This window comes from Flavobacterium sp. CFS9, from assembly GCF_041154745.1.
In the GTDB taxonomy this organism is placed as follows: Bacteria; Bacteroidota; Bacteroidia; order Flavobacteriales; family Flavobacteriaceae; genus Flavobacterium.
In genome coordinates this window covers 2,586,098-2,609,277 of sequence record NZ_AP031573.1, presented here as the reverse complement: position 1 = coordinate 2,609,277, position 23,180 = coordinate 2,586,098, and the positions used below count along the sequence as shown (strand labels likewise).

Sequence of the window (23,180 nt, the reverse complement as noted above, 5' to 3'; positions counted from 1 at the left end):
TGTTTTTAGTTTTACTCAAGAAAGAGAATATTGCGTTTTAAGCCATCAAATTTGGTTCTTTTGATAGGAGAATTTTTAAAAACTAACCGAAAAGTTTCTTCGGTAATTTCGATCCAATCCTTTTTAGAAAAAGAAAGTAATTCCGGATTGGGATTGAATAAAGGTTCGGAATGCGGCTTTGAGAACCGGTTCCACGGACAAACATCCTGACAGGTATCACAGCCAAACATCCATTCATCAAACTTGCCTTTCATTTCGGCAGGTATGTTTTCTTTGAGTTCGATAGTGTAATACGAGATGCATTTACTCCCGTCTACTACATAAGGAGCCACTATCGCCTGTGTGGGACAGGCATCAATACAGGCGGTACAGGATCCGCAATGATCGGTTGTAGCGTGGTCGTACTCTAAATCTAAATCCAGAATAAGTTCGGCAATGAAATAAAAAGAGCCTACTTTTTGAGTCAGCAGGTTACCGCTTTTACCAATCCAGCCCAGTCCGCTTTTTGCTGCCCAGGCCCTATCTAAAACAGGTGCCGAATCTACAAAAGCACGGCCGGATACTTCTCCGATATTTTCCTGAATCGAATGTAAAAATTCTTTTAGTTTTTCTTTAATGACAAAATGATAATCCTGACCGTAGGCATATTTCGAAATTTTAAAACTTTCCTCCGTCTGGATTTCTGTTGGGTAATAATTGAGTAAAAGTGACACTACACTCTTGGCATCATCTACTAATAAATTAGGATCCAGACGTTTATCAAAGTAGTTCTCCATATACGCCATCTGCCCATGATGGTTGTTGTTTAACCATTTTTCAAGACGTGGTGCCTCCTCTTCCAGAAATCCTGCCTTGGATATTCCGCAAGAAAGAAACCCAAGCCTTTTGGCTTCAGCTTTTATGAATTTTGAATAGGTCTCTTTAGAATTGATTGTCATCTTTTAGAGAATAAAACTTCTATTCCAACAGGTTTTAAAGTAATTAACGGATTGAATTGAACAACATCAGTCTCCGATTTAATTGCATATTTTTTCACAACATGAGCCACAGTAAGGCACATTTCATAGATTGCAAAACCCGCTCCGATACACATTCTTGGCCCGGCTCCGAAAGGATAAAAATATTGCATCGAGTGTTTCTTTTGCTCTCCAAGAAAACGCTCAGGGATAAATTCTTCGGGATTTTCCCAGTATTTAGGATTTCGGTGCAGCTCATAAAAAGAAACTCCAATTAGTGTTCCCTTTTTTAAATGATACTGCCCAATAATATCGTCTTCCACATTTTGTCGGTCTGTAATCCACGCTGGCGGATACAAACGCATCGCTTCATTGATAACGGCATTCAAATAAGTCATTTTCTGCAATTGTTCGACTACATTCTCCGTTTGAGATTCGATCTCCAGAATTTCATCCAATACTTTCTGCTGAATCTCCGGATTTCTTCCCAAAAGATATAGTGTAAAAGTTAAGGCATTGGCACTGGTTTCATGTCCGGCAATAAAAAGAATTTTAATTTCATCAATCAGTTGTTTGACCGACATTCCTTCACCGGTATCTTCGTAACGTGTTTCTAAAAGCAGCTGAAGCAAATCGTTTACGGGCTCACCCGAAGTGGTGCGCTCGTCGATAATTTCCTGAATGATTCGATTGTTTTCCTCAGCCAGTTCCAAATGTTTTGCCACCTGACCACTCACAGAAAACCACCATGCTTTATGCGGAAGCCGAATTTCTTTGATCAAAAAATGCTGAACTTCTTCGATGATGTATTTGATCCGATTTAATTTCTCTTCCGAAATCGAAAGATGAAACAGTGATTTCGCCACTACATTAAATGCCAACTCACTCATCACAGGAAAGAGATCAATAAACTTATCTTCCTCCAATTCCTTTAATTCTGAAACGATTGTATCGTTCATATTCTCCACCAGCTGATTCATCTTTTGTTTATGAAAAGCCGGCTGAATGAGTCGTCTTTGCTTCAGCCAAAAATCACCGTCAACGGTTAAAAGTCCTTTTCCTAAATATTTTGAAAGGTAAACGGACTGAAATTTAGATTTGTGATAGTTCCTTTGATTCTTCTGCAAAATATGCTGGGCAATCTCATTGTCACGTGATAAAATCAAGTGTTTCGAACGTCCTATCTGAAGCGAAAAAGAGTCTCCAAACTGATCAAAATATCTTTTATGATACGGAATTGGATTTCTGCGCACTCCTTCGGCATCTAAAAAGAACCTGACGATAGAAAGCTTGTTCGGGTACTTGTATTTTTTATTTTCAGACATGTTTAATAGGATTCAAACAATCCGCCCTGAATGTTGGTGTTTATTTTCCCCAGGTGTTTGTAAGCCTTATCCGTAACCTCACGTCCGCGTGGTGTACGCATAATAAACCCCTCCTGAATTAAAAAAGGTTCGTAAACTTCTTCAATGGTTTCACTGCTTTCTGATACCGCAGTTGCCAAAGTCGAAAGTCCTACAGGACCACCTTTGAATTTATTGATAATGGTCAGTAAAATTTTGTTATCCATTTCATCCAGTCCATGCGCGTCTACATTTAATGCTTTTAAGGCATAACGCGCAATTTCGATGTCGATGGTTCCATTTCCTTTTATCTGTGCAAAATCACGAACTCTTCTCAGTAATGCATTGGCAATACGAGGTGTCCCACGGCTTCTTCCGGCTATTTCGATAGCAGCGTCCAGTGAAATGGGCATTTTAAGTATAGAAGAACTTCTTTCAACAATAGTGGTCAAAAGTTCAGTAGTATAGTATTGTAAACGGGACGAAATTCCAAAACGAGCTCTCATTGGGGCCGTTAATAATCCGGAACGCGTGGTAGCTCCTATCAGCGTAAAAGGATTCAGATTGATCTGTACGGTTCTGGCATTGGGTCCGGATTCGATCATAATATCGATTTTGAAATCCTCCATAGCCGAGTACAAATATTCTTCGACAACAGGGCTTAAACGGTGAATCTCATCAATGAATAAAACGTCTCTTTCGTCAAGATTGGTCAGCAATCCCGCCAAATCTCCCGGTTTGTCCAAAACAGGGCCTGAAGTAATTTTGATCCCCACTTCAAGCTCATTGGCCAGAATGTTCGCCAAAGTAGTTTTACCCAATCCCGGAGGTCCGTGAAAAAGAGCATGATCGAGTGCTTCACCACGCTGATTAGCGGCAGCAACGAAAATCTTTAGGTTCTCTAAAACCTGATCTTGTCCGGCAAAATCATCAAATGACAGCGGACGCAATCTTTTTTCAAGATCTAATTCTTCCGGATTGTACCCTTTTGTAGTGGGATCTAAGTTTTCATTCATTTTACAAAGATAGACAAAGAAATTAGTTTGTAAAACAGTTCTATTTCAAATAAAAAATTACAAATTCCAAATCCTAGAGCCTAAATCTCAAATTCCAAATCCTAAATTCCAAGTTTCAGGTTTCAGGTTCTAAGTCATTACTTTGTCGGACTAGTGGTGAACACCCTTCGTTATCCGCCAGTTGAATTGCCATACTCTTTTTACGAGATGTTTTTTAAAAAGTCCAGAAGCTTTACTTCCTTTTTTATAATTCTCACTAACAATAGTCCGAAAAACAGTAAAAAGCCAAATCCGCTAATGAGGATATAGAGATAAAACCCTTTGGAGAAATTTTCTTTAAAAATGGGCAAAAGCAAGGTAAAGCCGGCAACATAAGTCATATAAATTATGGGCGTAAAAATGTAATGGATTTTTTTTCTCCATTGATAAAACTGCTGAGCCTGCCTGCTATATTCGATTAAAGGAACGTCTGTCTTTAAGTTCTCAAATTTTCTTGCGCTCATCCACTCCAAAGCGATACGAACTGCCAGCATGGTAATCATTATCCCCAATCCGAAACTGAAAACGGTTTGTTTGTAGGCTCCCACCCAAATGTAATAAGCGATAAGTAGGATTGCCGTCAGACTCAGAATCATTCTGGTCCACAAATGATTGCGTTTTATTTTTTTGGTATGTGCCTCTGCCTTTTCAATGACATCAGTGGCGGCTGGTTTTATATCGGATGCTGTTTGCTGATCCCAAATGTTTTGTAAATCTTCAAATGTTTTCATTTTGTACACATTGCGTTAAACTTTTTTTAATTCGATGAATTCTAACCCGAAGCGTTTCTTCCGTAATCCCGATTACATCTGATATTTCCGGATATTCGATCCCGTCTAAAATCATCAGAATGATCATCTTATTGGTTTCTTCGAGCTTTTGTATGCATTGATACATTTGCTGCAGCTGTTCTTCTTTTTCATCCGAATAGACTTCTGAAGCGACCTTAGGCATTATATCAGTTCTGATTTCTTTTTTGGCAGAAGATTTTCGTAAGTAAAGAAGACAGGTATTAACAGTGATCCTGTAAATCCAGGTACTGATGCTCGATTCATTTCGGAAGGTGTCTAAATGCTCCCAAACCTTGATGAAAACTTCCTGAGCAGCATCAGAAGCCAATGCAATATCTCCACAAAAATACCCCTTGCACAAACGAAACACTTTGTTGTAATGCTTGTCGTATATCTCGTTAAATTGTTCTTTTTTATTCACCTTAACGTATTTCTGATTTTACTTTTTCCATAAACCATTCCGGCTGATCGTACATTACAAAATGAGCTGAGTTTGCTGCAAAATAAATTTTAACCGATGGTAGATTTTCATATTGCGCTTTATAGGTATTTTGTACGGTTGCAAGATCGGGATTAGTCGCCGCTAAAATTACTACAGGGATTTTAATTTTGGCAATTTCTTTACGCAAGTCCAAATTGAGCATATCGATATAACCGTATACATAGGTTTTTCGGTCAGCGGCATTCATCCATTCGTTGATTGTTTTCTGCTTTTCTTTATTGAGACACATATAAGACGTTGCCTGAGAATTCATCGCGCTGAAAGCCTTTTGATCCATCGCCAGCATCATCTTGCTTTGCGGATTATCATAAGGAATGACATCTCCTTTGTAGTTTGGAATCATGAGAGCCGCACTCGCCGGTAAAGCATCCACTAGAATTACTTTTTTGAACAAATTTGTTTCTTCGGCTGCCAGCCACAAACTTAGAGTTCCTCCTAAACTATGCCCTATTAAGGTGGCTTTTTTTAGTTTTTTAGTATTGACATAAGAGACAACCTGATTTTTTATTGCAGACAACCAAGGACCTTCAATTGGAGGAACATTTCCGAATCCGGCAAAAGTAAAAATATGGCATTCGTAATTTTTAGAAAGTTCGGCTACAGTTTCATTCCAAACTTCTCCTGTACAGCCAAAACCAGGAAATAATAAAACTGGCGCTCCTTTTCCTTTTACGTCGACCTTAAAAGCGGTTTGCGAAAAAACAGATTTTGAAATAATAAGCATGAACACGACAAGTAAAATTGATTTAGTTTTCATAATGTTATTTTTTAAAGTTTCTCTTTTGATGCAGTGCTCTACTATTTGTTACCTCAAAAAATACATTTTTTTCAAAATAAATTACAATCCCAGAATCTGCGGTACTTCACGCGTGATTTTTTTTACCCAAAACCCGAATAATGCAGTGACTTTTGTTATTTGATCTCTTTCAGAATACTCTCTGCTATTTTGTTATAATCATTATTGTAGTGATGTGATCCGGGCAAAGCAATAGTTTTAATTCCGGCTTCTGAAAAACGATTTCGGGTTGCAGCCTCTTCTTCATCCCCAAAAAAACAAATTGGATTATATGATTTGATTTTTTTGATTTCGGAAATCACATCATAAGTATCCCTCGAACTTTCCATACTCAGCATATCTGCAATATGAATTTCAAAATCAGCTTTTGCATCCGGAGATAACAAATACAATCCTTTTAATTTTTCTTTTACGGTTTCCGGAAAATTACCTGTCACAAAAGGAATGACAGAAGCACCAAATGAATAACCGGCAAGTATGAATGTTTTTCGATTCCATTGCTGTAAATAATGTTCCACTGCTTTGGCTATTGCATTCGAAGTCTCGACAGGAGTTTTGGCATTCCAAAAATATTTCTGGGAATCCAATCCTATTACGGCAATTCCCTTCTCTGCTAGTACCTCACCGACAGACTGGTCAAAACTGGTCCATCCTCCATCACCCGAAATTAAAAAAGCTACAGGTAAAGTTTCCTCTTTACTCTTTGTCGGAATTAAGATTAACGGCATTTCAAAAGGCAAAGGTGCAAGATGCTGTTCTTTAAGCAAAGCATTTTGTTCTGATTTCTGCTGGCTATAATTCGGGGTGTTCAAAATCTCCCTGAAAGCACCGGCAAATTGTGGCAGCCAGTTTTTAGTAACAGAAAATCCATGTCCTACTTTGGGCAGTGTAATTAATTTTCCCTGCTTCATGCCTTCCATATATTTTTTGGTGTCGGCATAATTACAAACCTGATCGGTAATTCCCTGCAAGACGATAAAAGGAGCCGATAATTTTTCTGTTTTTTCCAGAAAGTAAGCTTTACCCTCTTTCAAAACATGTGAGGTTAACCCTGATCCGTCGCATAAAGTCCTGTCAGTTTCAATATCAGGACAAAACCCTAAAGCAATGGCTCCGCCAAAAGTATTCGCGGGAGCCTGGGCCAGCATACCGTAAATCAACGTTGCTCCGGAAGAATATCCGGCCAATATAGGCTTTAAATATTGCTTTAACTTTATCTTTTTTTGCAGCATCAGACTAAGCTCTTCAAAGTCTCCGGCAGGATAATAACATTTAGATTTTTCTTTTTTTATTTCCTTAAAATAATGCTGAATATCAATCCCCGCAACCACAGCGCCCTGATCGACAATATTTTTAGCCATATCCACCACACCGCTGTTCCATCCTCCATCACCTGAAACAAACAAAACAACCGCCGTTGGTGCTGTTTTGGGTTTGTAAATCGTCACTTTTCCAAATGGTCCAACTCTCAGCGTATCTGTTGTTACAGCATAACCGTTAGTCCCAAAAATAAAAACCGACAAAAGAAGTGTTATAATTTTATTCATCTTGATTATTTTTTAACATTATGAAATCCTAAACTATAATTTCCCTATTATACATTATGACGGAAATTGCCATAAAATAAACATACAGATTCAGCAGAAAAAGCCTTTGCCATAGCCCCTTGCATGAAGCAATTAAATCGCCTGCAACAGAAGGAAAACGAATCCCAAAGAGCAACAGCGTACTAATGCCAATGATAAAAACAATCCATGAAAAACAGTAAAATTGTGAATTATCTTCTTTCGAAATTACCCGACACATTACTAAAGGCAGCAATACTCCAGCAATAATTCCGATACCGCCTGCGATATCATGCAGAAGAAACGAAAAAGTCTTTTGACCGTTTATTACATCTGCTTTAAACAAACCGGAGCCTATCCCTTCTCCTAATCCATATACCATAATCAGCATAGAAGCAAGTTTTACATATCTTCCATCTTTATCAAAGGCTTTTTTGAAAATGACTCCAAAAAAAATGAATATGATTCCAATGAAAATCCACCAGGCAGAAATTAATCTCGATACCGGACTAATAGTTGCTCCCAAAGAACTAATGGTGTTACGCAGCTGACTATACTCCTGATAATATCCTCCCAAAACAAACAACACTGCAAAATCAGAAATACAGGTGATTATACAGATTACTGCTGTAATTCTAGTCCAATTGAACCGTACTGTTCTCTCCGTTTTCATCACCTAACTATGGTTTTACGACTTTATTTAAAACTAACGGGGCTTGTAATAAATCGTAATCATGCTTATAAACTAAGTATTTGTTGCACCAAACCGGAGAGAATTTTTCTTTAAAATCACGCAATCCTTTATAGTGCGAAAAATATTTAATTCTTTCATAAGCAAACTTCATTGACTTTTCGGGAAAGGTATCCGGGTCATCGATTCCACTTAACGCTGCTAACCCTAAATTGACTGAGGTCAAGCCCTGAGTTTTCAAATAAGCAAAAAGTTCCAAAAGGATAAAATCAATGATCCCGTTTGGTGCATCATTGGTTTTCCGAATCAAATCGTATGTTCCTTCACCTTTAGCATAATCCGGAATCACATTTAAAAAAGCCACGATTTTTTCTTCAGTATTTTCGACTGTTATGATGGTTTGCTGTTTGAGTTCCTCCCACTCAAATTTACCTTGCGAGAAAACGATTTCAGTTCTTCCCGTATTTGCAAGCCATTCATCGCTTACCGCTTTTATTTTTTGAAGTAATCCATCCTTTACCGGCGCGGTATGAATAGTCGTTTTAAAACCTTTTTCTTTGACTTTGCTTATCGCATTACGCAACGATTTTTTCGCACCGCCTTCCATCGTAAATACCGATAAATCCACAACCGCTTCCTGTCCTATAAACAAACTCTTTTTGTGCAATGAGGCAAAGACTTTTAAATTTTCTTCAGGAACACGATAATAAATACTTCGTAAACCGTTCTCGTAACAATACTGATCAAACTCGACAATGCATTGTTTAAATTCATCCTCCGATGCTGCCACGGGATTTTCTAAAACCACCGCAAAGCTATCCGCCACACGATAAGCTAAAAAAGACTTTTTACTTTTCGCTATAAAAATATTTTTATCGTCATACGTTTTGAAATAGTCCAAAGCAGAAGTTCCATACTGAACCAGAAGATTATTAGCCAACAAAAAATCATCTTCTACTGCTTCTTTCTTTATGGTGTAAGGCCGAATTAAAGCGAAAATCAAAAAACCGATAGATAAAAAACCGCTAATATTTATCGAAAGTAAAAACCGTCTCGCGAATCTGTCGAGAGGAATCAACTCAGAGCTGCCCACCAAAAAGTAATTCTGAAATCCATATCTAATCGATTGTTCCCAATGAAAATCGATTCCAAAATGTTTCTTATCCAAAAAGTAGAATCCCAGAATACTGTACACTAAAACCGCTGCCATAGTGATTAAAACTGTTTTTAATCCGATACTCTGCAAATGCGAATTACTTTTTATATAGTATTCTTTTCTGGTAACAATTAAGCTGATGAAAACAATCAGGGCAATTACTGCTTCTTCATAATCAATCGCCTTGGTAAGATGTCCGACGACCGAAATACCACTTAAAAAAATGGCAAACCACCAAGCATTTCGCAAACCTTTGAGCATGAATGCGGCATTCACCAGCATGAACAAACCGGCAGTTATCACGAAATAATTGGATGCTTTAATAGCCGAGACAGGAATAATATTTCTCAAAATGTGCAAACGTTCTGAAATCGCCGGGGTTAGAACGGAAACTATATTTATCAATCCCAGAACAAAAAGCAAAAACGACGGCACCACTCGCATCAATAAAGTATTGACATTGAACAAAAAAATTAATGCTCCCGCCAGCAATGGAATCCAAAATTCGAAGAAACGATACAGAAAAGTGATGGCGATAGCACTAACATTATCAAACCCGAATTGTATCAATATAAAACTCATTGAAATTTCGATAGCCCCCAGTCCCCTTAAAAAAGGAGAAACGATTAAAAAAATAACCGAAACAATGTACCCAATTACAGCGGCAGGCAATGACGGTTCAAATCCTAAGGCAATCATCGCAATATACAAATGCGCTATTCCCGCAAACTCGATGAGTACAGAATAAAAGACAACTTGCAGAAAGTTCTTTTTTAAGATTTTGTTTTGCCGCAAATCATCGAGAAAGACAACTGCAGAAGGAAGAAGTTTTATAACCAGCCGGTACAGTGCTCCCCTCTTTATTATCGAATTATAAATCAGAAAAACAAACAGAGCTAAAACCACAACTGCTCCCAAGGCATATCCCTCGCCAGATCCAACAGTTCCTTCAAATAAAGAGTAAAGTAATGCAGGAATGGCCACGATAATAACCGAGAGTATCCCGACAAAACCATAAACCACAGAAGCAAAATGAATCTGAGTCGGCTTTACACCACTCTTTTCAATCGATTTTGTAAAAAACGCCAAAGAAGAAATCCCACCCGCCGGCAAAAATACACTAACAAAGTTCCGTTTGAGAAATAAAATAATGGCCTGTTTAAACGATATCCCGCTCTGAACAGCTTTGAAAGAGGCAAAATACATTAACGCCTGAAGAGACACATACAAGAGAGCAAGGGCAATTCCGCACGAAACCCAAAAAAAGCTAGCATTGGTAATTACAGTATTAACTTCTACTAATTCCGAACGTTCGTGTTTGATAAACCAGATTCCGATTCCGATAAAAAAAATAGTAAATACAAACTGTCGGATAATTTTATCATTCTCACGTAAAAAAGAGACTCCCTTTCTGTCTTTAAAAAAACTAAAAATCGTATGGGAAATCGTCTGTGTCTTCATATTACCAGTGAATAAATTACTAATGGAAAATCAAAACTACCTCCACATAAATATACGATAATAATCTATCCCTCAAATACTTAAATTGCTATTTTTCTCACTTTTACAATCCACACTAAACTAAGGGTAATTATGACCACTACAACTAATTAACCTTTTCGGATCGGGAACAAAAGTTGGGAAGAAAAAGAACTAAAGTCTGAAAAGCATGAGCAAAGTACTATAAATTAGATTAAGATGTAGAATGACCCTGAAAGGGCAAAAGCAAATTTAAATAATGACCCTGTCACGATTGAAATTTGGATTAAATCTTATGATCGTTAAATAATATAACCTGAAATTCTATTCTAAGTGCTGAACACAGCTCTAAAAACAAATATGACTATTCATTACTCGAACTAATTTTTAAAAATGAAAAACAGCTTATACTGATTTTTTATATTGATAATCGTGGAAATCTGTCAAATCAAACGCAGATTGTACAGATTCGCTAACGCGAAGACGCAGATTAAAACGGATCTTTAATTAATCTGTTCTAATCCGCTTTTTTACGAAGTAAATCCGTATAATTCGTGTCAAAATGTGTTTTAGCGAATTATTAGTCCATTTAGCAGATAGTCTAAAAACAAAAAAGACTGTCTTTGCAGACAGTCTCTTAAAGTATTTTTAGTGGTGTAGAACTTCTTCACCTTCTTTCATCGGTACATTTTGCGGTACAAAATCTACATCGTGATTCGGGTTACTGTAGTCATACGGCCAACGGTATACGTGAGGAATTTCACCTGGCCAGTTACCGTGGATATGCTCTACAGGAGTAGTCCACTCTAATGTTGTTGATTTCCATGGATTCTGAACAGCTTTCTTACCGTAGAAAATACTAACGAAGAAGTTGTATAAGAATACTAATTGGAACGCACCTCCTACAAGAGCGAATGTTGTAATTAAAACATTCACATTTTGTAAATCATCAAATAATGGGAAGTTTGTGTTTGTATAATAACGTCTTGGTAAACCAGCTAATCCGATAAAGTGCATTGGGAAGAATACTCCGTAAGCACAAACTGCTGTTACCCAAAAGTGAATGTAACCTAAGTTTTTATTTAACATTCTACCGTACATTTTAGGGAACCAGTGGTAAATACCAGCAAACATTCCGTAAAGTGCAGAGATACCCATTACTAAGTGAAAGTGAGCAATTACGAAGTAAGTATCGTGAACATTAATATCTAAAGTACTGTCTCCTAAAATGATTCCTGTTAAACCTCCAGTGATGAAAGTAGAAACCATTCCGATAGAGAATAACATTGCAGGGTTGAATTGTAAGTTACCTTTCCATAAAGTTGTGATCCAGTTGAACGCTTTTACAGCAGATGGAATTGCAATCAATAAAGTGGTGAAAGTAAATACAGATCCTAAGAAAGGATTCATACCTGAAATAAACATATGGTGACCCCAAACAATTGTAGATAAGAATGCAATTGCAAGAACTGACATAATCATCGCTCTGTAACCAAAGATTGGTTTACGAGAGTTTGTAGCCATAATTTCAGAAACAAGACCCATCGCTGGTAAGATTACGATGTAAACCTCAGGGTGTCCTAAAAACCAGAATAAGTGTTCGAACAATACAGGAGAACCTCCTTGGTAGTGTAAAACTTCTCCGGCAATATAGATATCAGATAAGAAGAATGAAGTACCAAAACTTCTGTCAAAGATCAATAATAAAGCAGCTGACAATAATACCGGGAACGAAATAACACCAATGATAGCTGTTACGAAAAATGTCCAGATTGTCAATGGAAGTCTTGTCATAGACATCCCTTTTGTTCTAAGGTTGATAACTGTTACAATGTAGTTCAAAGATCCCATTAAAGAAGATGCGATAAAGATAGCCATCGAAACTAACCATAAAGTCATACCTGTTCCAGAACCTGGGATTGCTTGTGGTAAAGCACTTAATGGAGGGTAAATTGTCCAACCTGCAGATGCCGGTCCAGCTTCAACAAATAAGGAACATAACATTACTACAGCAGATAAGAAGAACAACCAGTATGAAATCATATTCATAAATCCGGAAGCCATATCTCGCGCTCCAATTTGAAGTGGAATCAATAAGTTACTAAAGGTTCCGCTCAAACCGGCCGTCAGTACAAAGAATACCATGATGGTACCGTGAATGGTAACCAAAGCCAGATAAATATCATTTGCCATTACACCATCAGGTGCAAATTTATCTCCTAATAATACATTAAAGATTTTAAAAGACTCTTCTGGCCAAGCCAATTGCATTCTGAAAAGCAACGACATTGCAATACCAATTACTCCCATTACAATACCTGTAATTAAGTATTGCTTAGCAATCATTTTGTGATCAATACTAAAGATATATTTAGTAATGAACGTGTCTTTATGATGATGTTCGTGCTCGTGATCGTGTCCGTGATCGTGACCGTGCGCTTCTGCTGACATATATGTGTACTTTAAATTTTCTTAATAAATATTATTTCATAGCCACTTTAGCTACAACTGCCTTAACTGTATCAATAACTGCTTTCACAGTATCTTTAGCAGTACTATCAGTGCTTGCTTTTGCTTCTTCACCAGCCTTTTTTTCAGCATCTGCAGCAGCGGCAGCTTTAATATCCTGAGCTAAGGTAGCTTTTTCGCTTAACCATTTTTTATAATCTTCCGGAGTATCTACAACTACTTTCATTTGCATGTTGTAGTGAGAAGATCCGCAGATTTTATTACACAATAATAAATAATCAAATGTGTAAGGATCTAAAGCTGTTCCACCTTTAGCAACTAACTCAACACTTTTTTCAGCTCTAAGTTTGTTGATGTGTGCAACTTTCTCCACCATAAATGGCAACTCTCTGTATTCAGAAGTTGTATAAGTTGGAACGAAAGCAAATTCAGTAACCATTCCGGGAACACAGTTCATTTGCGCTCTAAAGTGAGGCATGTAAGCTGAGTGTAATACATCTTGAGAACGCATTTTGAAATGTACTTTTTTACCTTTTGGAATATGCAATTCAGTAACTACAATATCATCCTGAGCATTAGGATCAGACATGTCTACTCCTAAAGTATTTACACCTTCAATTAAACGAACGTTTGCTTTTCCTAAAACATTGTCCTGACCAGCATATCTTGCTGTCCATTTAAATTGTTGTGCGTATAATTCGATTTCAATTACATCTTCGTCTTTATCAACAAACATAATGTTGTTCCAAGCGTATAATCCGTAAAGGATCAAACAAGCCAAAACTACAGATGGAATAATACTCCAAATTGCTTCTAATTTATTACTATCAGCAAAGAATAAAGCTTTTTTATCTTTATGTCCTCTGTTTTTGAAAGAGAACCAGTATAATAATCCTTGTGTAATAACCTGAACTGTGAATATTAATACCCATGTAATGTTCATTAAGTTATCTACCAAAAGTCCGTGCTCTGAAGCCGGTGTATGAAGTGCTAAATTACCCCATTTCAATAAACCGTAAATCGTAAAGATATAAATGAAAGCCAAGAAGCCAAACATGATATATCCCTGAACATTATTATCATTATCGGATGCAACCTGCGAATCGTCCGAAGAAGAGGATCCTACCTGCGTAAGATCAAATATCTTGGTCAATTGCCACAATGCAACTGCTAATAAAACTAAAACTATAATTACCAACAAACTTGTCATCTGTTTACTTCTTTAAATATTAATAATGAAAATGTTTACTTTCTTCAATGAAAGGATTTCTTTTTGCTAACAAAGGAGCTTTAGTTAATGCAGTAAATACAACAAAAATAAATAAACCTAAGAAGAAAAGAATAGATGCAATTTCAGAAACTCCAATAAACCATTTATCTCCAACTGTACCAGGCATAATCATATTAAAGAAGTCAACATAGTGTCCTAACAAGATCACTATACCAGCCATTACAATAACCCAATTAAGACGTTTGAAGTCTGTATTGATCAATATTAATAATGGGAACAAAAAGTTCATAACTACAGCTCCAAAAAATGGTAAGTTGTATAATTGAATTCTAGTTACGAAATAAGTAACCTCTTCTGGAATGTTTGCGTACCAGATCAACATGAATTGTGAGAACCATAAGTAAGTCCAGAAAACACTGATACCAAACATGAATTTAGCTAAATCGTGAATGTGACTTGTATTTACATACTCTAAATATCCTTTAGATTTTAAGTAAATAGTAACTAATGCAATTGTAGTAATACCGCTTACAAAGAAAGAAGCAAAAACATACCACGCAAATAAAGTACTGAACCAGTGTGGGTCAAATGACATAATCCAATCCCATGCCATGATAGACTCAGAAACAATAAAGAATACTAAGAATCCCGCAGAGATTTTGAAGTTCTTTTTGTAGTAAAGATCATCATTAGCTTCGTCCTGAGCCAAACAGTTTTTTCTGGAATAGTGACGGTAAATGTTCCATCCTAATAAAAAGATTGCTGCCCTAACGATCCAGAAAGGAAAGTTCAAATAACCTGCTTTTCCTGCAATAATTGCATCATAATTAGCATGTTTAGGATCTGTAACTCCTTCTCCTAACCATACAAAAATATGATTGAAATGCAATCCGCAAAGTACCAGAATAATAAAGAATATTACAGAACCAGCTGGTAAGTAAGCTGTGATTCCCTGCATAACTCTGAATAAAACCGGAGACCATCCTGCCTGAGCCACTTGTTGAATAGCATAAAAAGCTAATACTCCCATAGAAAGCAACAAGAAGAAAATAGAGGCAACATATAATGCTGACCAAGGCTTGTTTTGCAATTGGTGTAATACGTGTTCTAAATGTTTTTCATGCTCACCTGCGGCATCAACTTTCGCATGCTCACCACCTTCGTGTGAATCATGTGAATCTTTAGCAGCTTCAGTAGAAACCGCTGGAGTTTCTGCGTGTGCTGCACCTTCGTGTGAATCATGTGAAGCTTCTGCTTTTTCATGAGAAGCTGCCGGAGCTTCTACATGTGCAGCACCTTCATGTGAAGCTTCAGTAGCTTCATGACCTGCAGTTTCATGAGAAGCCTCTGTAGCTTCACCATGTGCAGCTCCATGAGAACCATGAGCATCTGCAGCTAGTATTTTTTCAACTTCTTGAATATCTTTAGGTGCATTTAAAAAACCATACCCAATTCCTAATAGGCCAAGAACCATTAGGACGATAGAAAAAGTTTTTAATTTACTTGAAAATGTATACATATCTATTACGATCAGTTTGTTCAACAATTATAATTGGCTTTTTAGTTTTAGAACATAGTCAGCAACTAACCAACGTTCGTGGGCACTTAATTGATTTGCATGTGAACCCATTGCATTTAAACCATAAGTCTCAACGTGAAAGATACTTCCTTCAGTGATTTCTCTGTCTTTGTAGCTAGGTACTCCAAGAAATTTTTCTCTTTCAACCAATTTACCTTTACCATTTCCAGTTGCACCATGGCAGCTGATACAGTAAATTTCGAAAAGTTCTTTTCCTTTTTCAGAACTTTTTTCAGCTTCAGTCAAAGGTGATTTTAAATTTGCTTTCGCTAATTCATAACCAGCAGTTGAATTCTCATACTCATAAGGTTCAAAACCTCTATTGATAGTTCCTTCTACAGGAAGCTGTCCTTCTTTTCCTCCCTTAAATATTTTTGCTTCTGTATATGGCTCGTAAGCAACAGATTCATACATATTTGGGAAATACTGATAGTTTGGTGCCGAATTATTGTGGCAAGATGAAACTAAAATAGTTATACCAACTAAAAGTGTTATTTTATATATCCTTTTCATAGCTACAATTAATTCTTTTCGATTACTTTAACTTCAACAGCTCCTGTTCCTTCGAAAAAAGAAACTAGTTCTGCTTCGTTATCATTTACAGCAACTTCCATTAAGAAATGGTCGTCTGTTGTTCTTACATCAGGATTTTCAGCTTGCTTGAATGGCCACAATCTACTTCTCATGTAAAAAGTGATCACCATTAAGTGGGCAGCAAAAAATACAGTCATCTCAAACATAATTGGCACAAAAGAAGGCATATTCTGAATGAAACTGAAACTTGGTTTTCCACCAATATCCTGAGGCCAGTCATGAATCATGATATAACTCATCATGAATGTTGCAACAGAAATACCAACACATCCGTATAAAAATGCACAAATTGCTAATCTTGTTGGTGCTAAGCCCATAGCTTTATCCAATCCGTGAACTGGGAATGGAGTAAAAACCTCTTCAATATGATGATGAGCAGCTCTGGTTTTCTTTACTGCATCCATCAAAATATCATCGTCATTATAAATGGCGTATATTACTTTATTACTCATGGTGTGAATCTTTATTTGCTGCTCTTTCTCTAATATAATTATCTCCTGTTCCTTTCAAAATTGTTTTCACCTCTGCCTGAGCAATTACAGGGAATGTTCTGGAGTATAATAAAAACAATACGAAGAAGAAACCAATTGTTCCGATGAAAATTCCAATATCAACAAATGTTGGTGAGAACATTGTCCAAGAAGATGGAAGGTAATCTCTATGTAAAGAAGTAACAATAATTACGAATCTTTCAAACCACATTCCGATGTTTACTACAATCGAAATAATGAATGAGAACATGATACTTGTTCTTAGTTTTTTGAACCACATGAATTGTGGAGAGAAAACGTTACAAGTCATCATCGACCAATATGCCCACCAGTAAGGTCCGGTAGCTCTGTTTAAGAACGCATATTGCTCATACTCTACACCTGAATACCAAGCTACGAATAACTCAGTGATGTAAGCAACACCTACAATAGAACCGGTGATCATGATAATAATGTTCATCAATTCGATATGTTGTAGTGTAATGTAAGCTTCAAGGTTAGAAACTTTTCTCATAACGATCAACAAGGTGTTTACCATTGCAAATCCTGAGAATACTGCTCCTGCAACGAAGTAAGGAGGGAAAATCGTGGTATGCCATCCTGGGATTACAGAAGTAGCAAAGTCCATCGATACAATGGTGTGTACAGAAAGTACAAGTGGAGTAGCTAAACCTGCAAGTACTAAAGATACTTCTTCAAAACGCTGCCAGTCTTTTGCTCTACCGCTCCATCCAAAACTTAGGATAGAATATACTCTTTTATTGAAAGGTGTTATTGCTCTATCACGTAGCATCGCAAAATCAGGCAATAAACCAGTCCACCAGAAAACTAATGATACCGAAAGATACGTTGAAATTGCAAATACGTCCCAAAGTAATGGCGAGTTAAAGTTTACCCATAAAGATCCAAATTGATTTGGAATAGGTAAAACCCAGTAAGCCAACCATGGACGACCCATGTGAATAATTGGAAATAAACCTGCCTGAACTACTGAGAAGATAGTCATCGCTTCAGCAGAACGGTTAATAGCCATTCTCCAACGTTGACGGAAAAGTAATAATACCGCAGAAATTAATGTTCCGGCGTGACCAATACCAACCCACCAAACGAAGTTCGTGATATCCCAAGCCCAACCAACTGTTTTATTTAATCCCCATGTTCCGATACCTGTAGATACAGTGTAAATTATACAACCTAATCCCCAAAGGAAGGCTATTAATGCGATTGAAAATACAATCCACCATTGTTTGTTTGCAGGCCCCTCAACAGGTGCAGCTACATCTACTGTTACATCGTGATAAGATTTATCACCTATAACTAAAGGTTTTCTAATGGGTGCTTCGTAGTGAGACGACATAATCCTTTATATTGTTTCTAATTAATAATTTTACTAAGTATTTCTAACTTTTACATGATAGAAAACGTTCGGTTTTGTACCAACATGCTCTAATAAATGATACATTCTTTCGCTTTCTGCTAACTTAGCAACTTCGCTTTCTTTATCATTTACATCTCCAAACACCATAGCTCCAGAAGAACAAGCCGCAGAACAAGCACAAGCATTGTTGAATTCATCTTTCGCCACAACTCTTCCTTCACGTTTTGCCTGAAGAATAACAGCTTGTGTACTTTGAATACAGAATGAACATTTTTCCATAACTCCACGAGAACGAACGTTTACGTCTGGGTTTAATACCATACGACCTAAATCGTCATTCATGTGATAGTCGAATTCACTGTTTTTGTTGTACAAGAACCAGTTGAAACGACGTACTTTGTATGGACAGTTGTTTGCACAGTAACGAGTACCAACACATCTGTTGTATGCCATGTGGTTTTGACCTTGACGACCGTGAGATGTTGCGGCAACCGGACAAACTGTTTCACAAGGTGCGTGGTTACAGTGTTGACACATTACTGGTTGGAACGCAACCTGAGGATTGTCTCCTGGTTTTTCCATTTCATTAAATGTAGATAATGAACTTGATAAACCTGCAATTCCTTCTTTTCTTTCGTTATCACCTTCAAAAGTACTTTCAGAAGAATAGTATCTGTCGATACGTAACCAGTGCATATCACGGCTTCTTCTTACCTCTGCTTTACCAACAACAGGAACGTTGTTTTCAGCATGACAAGCGATAACACAAGCTCCACAACCTGTACAAGCATTTAAGTCGATAGAAAGGTTAAAGTGATGTCCTGTAGAACGATCAAATGATTCCCATAAATCTACTGTTGTAGCCTCAACTTCCTGGTGATCTAAAGATACCATTGGCTGCTCATTCCAGTGTTTTGCTTCTTTAGTATTGAAGATCTCCAAAGTAGTTTCTTTGATGATATCTCCTCTACCCATTAATGTTTTTTGTCCCTGAACACAAGCAAACTCATGCTCTCCATTTGCTTTCGCAATAGAAACAGACTGAACACTATTGAAATTTTTATATAAAGCGTAAGCATTTAAACCTACTTGCATTTCTTCTTTCAAAGCTGCTTTACGACCGTAACCAACTGCTAAACCAACTGTACCAACAGCTTGTCCTGGCTGAACAATTACCGGAACGTTTTCTAACTTAACACCGTCAGCAGTAGTAATAGTAGCATAACTTCCGTTCAAACCTCCGTTTGCAACAATCTCATTAGATAATCCTAATTTCTTAGCATCAGCATTTGAAACGGTAACGTAGTTATCCCAAGAAACTCTTGTAATTGGATCCGGAAACTCTTGCAACCAAGGGTTGTTAGCTTGTTGTCCATCTCCCATACCTGTTTTAGTGTACAATACTAATTCAAAATCCCCAGCTGATTTCGCTTTTGAAACTGCACTAGCCGCAGCCGCATAATCAACTGAACCTGCAGATAAAGCAGTAGAACCCGTTACAAAAAGACCATCGTGTAATACTTTATTCCAAGAAGAACCTGCAATTAAAGCTCCAGAATTTGCTTTTAAATAATCGTAGAAATTACCTCCAACTCCGTTTAAAGATAATAAAACATCCTGGAATTGTTTTGTATTGAATATAGGACGAATAGTTGGCTGAGTCAAACTATAAGTTCCTTTAGTAATTACAACATCTCCCCAAGACTCTAAGTAGTGAGGTGCCGGAGCAGCGATAGTTGCAAGAGAAGCTGTTTCATCTTCTTTTAAAGAAAAAGCAACTGATGTTTTTACTTTTTTCAATCCAGATACAAAAGAAGCAGAATCTGCTAATGTGTAAACCGGATTAATACCGCTCATGATTAAAGTATGAACACTTCCAGCATTCATATCTTTGATTAATTGAGCAACAACCGCATTAGATCCTTTTCTAATTTGTCTTGTACCAGCAGTGCTGAAAGCCTCACTAGCCAAAATTTGGTTGATTGCTAAAACTAATAACTGAGCGTTTTTATCTTCAATTCCAGATACCAGAACCCCTTTAGATCCTGCAGCTTTTAATTGCTGAGCAGCTTTCACTACCTCTGCTTTATAAGCAGCATCTAAAGTAACAGGAACTGCAGCACCTGCAATAATGTTATATATTTGAACTAAAGCTTGTCTTTGAACAGCAGTAGTCATTGGAACACGCTTATCAGCAGCTGCTCCGGACAATGTCATATTTGATTCGAATTGGAAGTGACGAGACATTTTTCCATTTTGAGGAATACGTCCTTTTGCATATCCGCCATCGTATCCACCACCTTGCCAATCTCCTAAGAAATCAGCTCCAACAGAAACAATTAAAGATGCTTTTGAGAAATCGTAATCAACCAAAGCTCTTTCACCGTAAACCGTTTGGAATGCATCTAATGCTTCAGACGAAGAAACTGCGTCATAAACAACATGTTTTGCATTTGGGTTTTTAGCGATAAATTCACCAATTAATCTTTCAGTAGACGGGCTCGCCAAAGTGTTTGTTAACAACACTACTTGTCCGCCTTTTGCTTTTGCATCAGCAATACTTGATTTAATTTTTAAATCAACAGCAGACCAGCTGCTATTTTTACCTTCCAATTTAGGTTCTTTCAAACGCATGCTATCGTATAACGATAAGATTGACGCGTGAATTCTAGCATTGGCTGCAAACTTAGCTCCAGAAATAGTATTGTTCTCAATTTTAATCGGACGACCTTCACGAGTTTTTACTAATAAGTTAGCAAAATCAAAACCATCAAAAACAGTTGTTGCATAATAATCTGCAACACCAGGAATGATTTGTTCCGGTTGTAACACGTAAGGGATAGACTTGTGAACAGGACCTTCGCAGGCAGCAAGTGTAACAGCTGCTGTACTAAACCCTACGTACTTTAAAAAGTCACGACGTGAAGTTCCAGATGACGCTAAGGCATCTGCATTTCCTAAGAATTCATCTGTAGGAATCTCTTCAACAAATTCGTTATTTCTAAGCGCCTCAACAATAGAACTATTTTCTAGTTCCTCAACACTTTTCCAGTATTTTTTGTTTGATGACATTGTATATAAATATTAAAATCTTAATAATTCGATTAATAGTGGCATTTACCGCATTCTAAACCTCCCATTTGCGCTGCAGTTAATTTCTCTACACCGTATTTTTTAGAAAGTTCAGCATGAATTTTATCATAGTATGCATTTCCTTCCATCTTAACATCAGTTTTTCTATGGCAATCAACACACCATCCCATTGTTAATTTAGAGTACTGCTTCATGATTTCAAATTCTTCCACAGGACCGTGACAAGTTTGACATTCGATACCTCCAACAGTAACGTGTTGAGAGTGGTTGAAGTAAACAAAATCAGGTAAGTTGTGAATACGAACCCATTTTACTGGCTGCGTTTTTCCGGTATAAGCTTGTTTAGCCTTATCCCAACCAACTGCATCATATAATTTTTGGATCTGAGCATCGTAAAATGCTTTGCTGTACTCAGGAGTAGCAGTAGTTTCAGCAACCTCAGAGATGTTTTTATGACAGTTCATACAAACATTCAAAGATGGAATACCAGCAGTCTTACTTACACGAGCAGCAGAGTGACAATATTTACAATTGATTTCGTTATCACCAGCGTGAATTTTATGAGAATAATGAATTGGCTGAATTGGCTCATAATTTTGATCCACACCAACTTGCATTAAGTATCCGTACACAAAATATCCACTTGCCAATAGCAAGAATATTGCAGTAACTAATACTAAAAACTGGTTTCTGGCGAATGCTTTCCAGATAGGAGTTGTAGCCTCTTTAGGAGCAACAACAATTCCGTTATTACTAGCTACTTTAGTCAATACTTTGTTCACCATGAACAACATCACAACCAAGATAGCCATTACAAGTGCAAGTGCACCTAAAATAATATTGTTTGAAATACCACCACCTTCAACGTTAGTTCCAGGAGGAGTTGCAGCCCCACCACCAGCAGCAGCCGGCTCAGCTTTTACTTCAGAAGTATAGGCGATAATATTATCAATATCCCCCTCTGACAATTGAGGGAAAGAAGTCATTACTGACTTGTTGTTTTCTTCAAAAAGTTTCACAGCTACAGGGTCTCCTGACTTAATCATGTCAGAACTGTTGTGAACCCATTTGTAAAGCCAAGCTTTATCATGCTTTTCAGCAACTCCTCTTAAGGCAGGACCTGTTGATTTTGCATCTAATTTGTGACATGCAGCGCAATTTGCATTAAAAAGTTCTTTCCCTTTTACCGGATCACCACCAGCAGTTGCAGCCGGAGCAGCAGCAGCTTCAGTCGCCGCAGGAGCAGCTGGATCTTGAGCAAATGAAGTTAGGGAGAAAATCAGCGTTAGCGATAAGCTAAGCAGCAATTTTCTTGAGATCGAATTATGGTTACCCACCTTTTTCATATAGTATAATAATTATCTACTAATTTTTGGTATGATTTTTTCTGTAGTAAATCAACAAAAAATTAATACCTTCTTTTAAAACTTGCACAAAAATACGACTTATGTGTTATTCTCAAAACCTTAAAATAGTCTTAAATATCAATTTATATCAATTCTAAATAATATCAAATTTTCGCATACAAATTTTAAATAGTATTTTTGCTCAAAAACCACCACATTATGAGAATTTTAACCCCTTCTAAAAGAGTTTTCTTCACACTAACAATGATCACTTTAGCTTATAACATTCAGGCTCAGGATCAAAATTTAACACTAAATCAGGATCCAAAATTTGAGCAATTATTGAACGATAAACGCAAAATTAACACATCAATAAGTACAAACGATACCTATAAAATTCAAATCTTCAGTGGCAAAAGTGAAGAGGCAAAGAAAACGTTATCGGATTTCAAAAGAGAATACAGCAACATCGATGGAACCATAATTTTCAACACACCTAACTATAAGGTAATTGTAGGGAATTTTAAAACCCGAATAGAAGCCGAAAGAAATCTGGCAGATATCAAAAAGAGATATAAAAGTGTATTTTTACTGAAGCCCGGAAAGTAACCTCCGTTTTAGAACAGTACAGAAAAAAAGCAGCTTCGATGAAGCTGCTTTTTTTT

General features: G+C 37.1%; 18 protein-coding genes. 1 reads left to right on the top strand and 17 read right to left on the bottom strand.

Features of this window, described 5'->3' with window-relative positions:
• Positions 1–11: 11 nt before the first annotated feature.
• The 17 genes from queG to ACAM30_RS11270 all read right to left on the bottom strand — a co-directional run bounded on the left by queG (position 12) and on the right by ACAM30_RS11270 (position 22,515).
• The gene (gene queG, locus ACAM30_RS11350; RefSeq protein ID WP_369618588.1) at positions 12–938 is read right to left on the bottom strand and encodes a tRNA epoxyqueuosine(34) reductase QueG; all 927 of its coding nucleotides are present in this window, start codon (positions 936–938) and stop codon (positions 12–14) included.
• Positions 935–2,281, bottom strand: a complete 1,347-nt coding sequence (locus ACAM30_RS11345; RefSeq protein ID WP_369618587.1) for a cytochrome P450 — start codon at positions 2,279–2,281, stop codon at positions 935–937. Before ACAM30_RS11345 ends, queG begins: the two co-directional genes overlap by 4 nt.
• Positions 2,282–2,283: 2 nt before the next feature.
• Positions 2,284–3,315, bottom strand: a complete 1,032-nt coding sequence (ruvB, locus tag ACAM30_RS11340) for a Holliday junction branch migration DNA helicase RuvB (protein WP_369618586.1) — start codon at positions 3,313–3,315, stop codon at positions 2,284–2,286.
• 200 nt (positions 3,316–3,515) lie between these two features.
• Entirely contained in the window at positions 3,516–4,085 is a 570-nt protein-coding gene (locus ACAM30_RS11335; RefSeq protein ID WP_369618585.1) for a hypothetical protein, read from the bottom strand.
• Positions 4,072–4,566: an RNA polymerase sigma factor gene (locus tag ACAM30_RS11330; protein WP_369618584.1), complete on the bottom strand. Its 495-nt coding sequence runs from the start codon at positions 4,564–4,566 to the stop codon at positions 4,072–4,074. The genes ACAM30_RS11335 and ACAM30_RS11330 overlap by 14 nt, the downstream gene beginning before the upstream one ends.
• 1 nt (position 4,567) lies before the next feature.
• Positions 4,568–5,404 (bottom strand): alpha/beta fold hydrolase, encoded by an 837-nt coding sequence (locus ACAM30_RS11325; RefSeq protein WP_369618583.1) that lies wholly within the window; start codon positions 5,402–5,404, stop codon positions 4,568–4,570.
• A 155-nt stretch (positions 5,405–5,559) separates the two neighbouring features.
• Positions 5,560–6,990, bottom strand: a complete 1,431-nt coding sequence (locus ACAM30_RS11320; RefSeq protein ID WP_369618582.1) for an AcvB/VirJ family lysyl-phosphatidylglycerol hydrolase — start codon at positions 6,988–6,990, stop codon at positions 5,560–5,562.
• A gap of 28 nt (positions 6,991–7,018) precedes the next feature.
• Entirely contained in the window at positions 7,019–7,681 is a 663-nt protein-coding gene (locus ACAM30_RS11315) for a DUF998 domain-containing protein (RefSeq protein WP_369618581.1), read from the bottom strand.
• A 7-nt stretch (positions 7,682–7,688) separates the two neighbouring features.
• Positions 7,689–10,316, bottom strand: coding sequence for a bifunctional lysylphosphatidylglycerol flippase/synthetase MprF (mprF, locus tag ACAM30_RS11310; RefSeq protein WP_369618580.1), 2,628 nt, complete (start codon positions 10,314–10,316; stop codon positions 7,689–7,691).
• 666 nt (positions 10,317–10,982) lie between these two features.
• Positions 10,983–12,785 carry a cbb3-type cytochrome c oxidase subunit I gene (locus ACAM30_RS11305; protein ID WP_369618579.1) on the bottom strand — a complete coding sequence of 601 codons (1,803 nt, stop codon included), beginning with the start codon at positions 12,783–12,785 and terminating at the stop codon, positions 10,983–10,985.
• Between the two features lie 31 nt (positions 12,786–12,816).
• Positions 12,817–14,013 carry a cytochrome c oxidase subunit II gene (locus tag ACAM30_RS11300; RefSeq protein ID WP_369618578.1) on the bottom strand — a complete coding sequence of 399 codons (1,197 nt, stop codon included), beginning with the start codon at positions 14,011–14,013 and terminating at the stop codon, positions 12,817–12,819.
• 19 nt (positions 14,014–14,032) lie between these two features.
• Entirely contained in the window at positions 14,033–15,553 is a 1,521-nt protein-coding gene (locus ACAM30_RS11295) for a quinol:cytochrome C oxidoreductase (protein ID WP_369618577.1), read from the bottom strand.
• Positions 15,554–15,580: 27 nt separating this feature from the next.
• Positions 15,581–16,126: a cytochrome c gene (locus ACAM30_RS11290; protein ID WP_369618576.1), complete on the bottom strand. Its 546-nt coding sequence runs from the start codon at positions 16,124–16,126 to the stop codon at positions 15,581–15,583.
• Between the two features lie 8 nt (positions 16,127–16,134).
• Complete coding sequence (locus ACAM30_RS11285; protein WP_017498155.1) at positions 16,135–16,659, bottom strand: DUF3341 domain-containing protein; 525 nt, start codon at positions 16,657–16,659, stop codon at positions 16,135–16,137.
• Positions 16,652–18,055 (bottom strand): NrfD/PsrC family molybdoenzyme membrane anchor subunit, encoded by a 1,404-nt coding sequence (nrfD, locus tag ACAM30_RS11280; RefSeq protein ID WP_017498154.1) that lies wholly within the window; start codon positions 18,053–18,055, stop codon positions 16,652–16,654. The genes ACAM30_RS11285 and nrfD overlap by 8 nt, the downstream gene beginning before the upstream one ends.
• 33 nt (positions 18,056–18,088) lie before the next feature.
• Positions 18,089–21,148, bottom strand: a complete 3,060-nt coding sequence (locus tag ACAM30_RS11275; RefSeq protein WP_369618575.1) for a TAT-variant-translocated molybdopterin oxidoreductase — start codon at positions 21,146–21,148, stop codon at positions 18,089–18,091.
• Positions 21,149–21,180: 32 nt separating this feature from the next.
• Positions 21,181–22,515 (bottom strand): c-type cytochrome, encoded by a 1,335-nt coding sequence (locus tag ACAM30_RS11270; RefSeq protein ID WP_369618574.1) that lies wholly within the window; start codon positions 22,513–22,515, stop codon positions 21,181–21,183.
• Positions 22,516–22,734: 219 nt separating this feature from the next.
• Between ACAM30_RS11270 and ACAM30_RS11265 the strand changes: the two genes are divergently transcribed.
• Complete coding sequence (locus tag ACAM30_RS11265) at positions 22,735–23,124, top strand: SPOR domain-containing protein (protein ID WP_202702264.1); 390 nt, start codon at positions 22,735–22,737, stop codon at positions 23,122–23,124.
• Positions 23,125–23,180 lie beyond the last annotated feature (56 nt).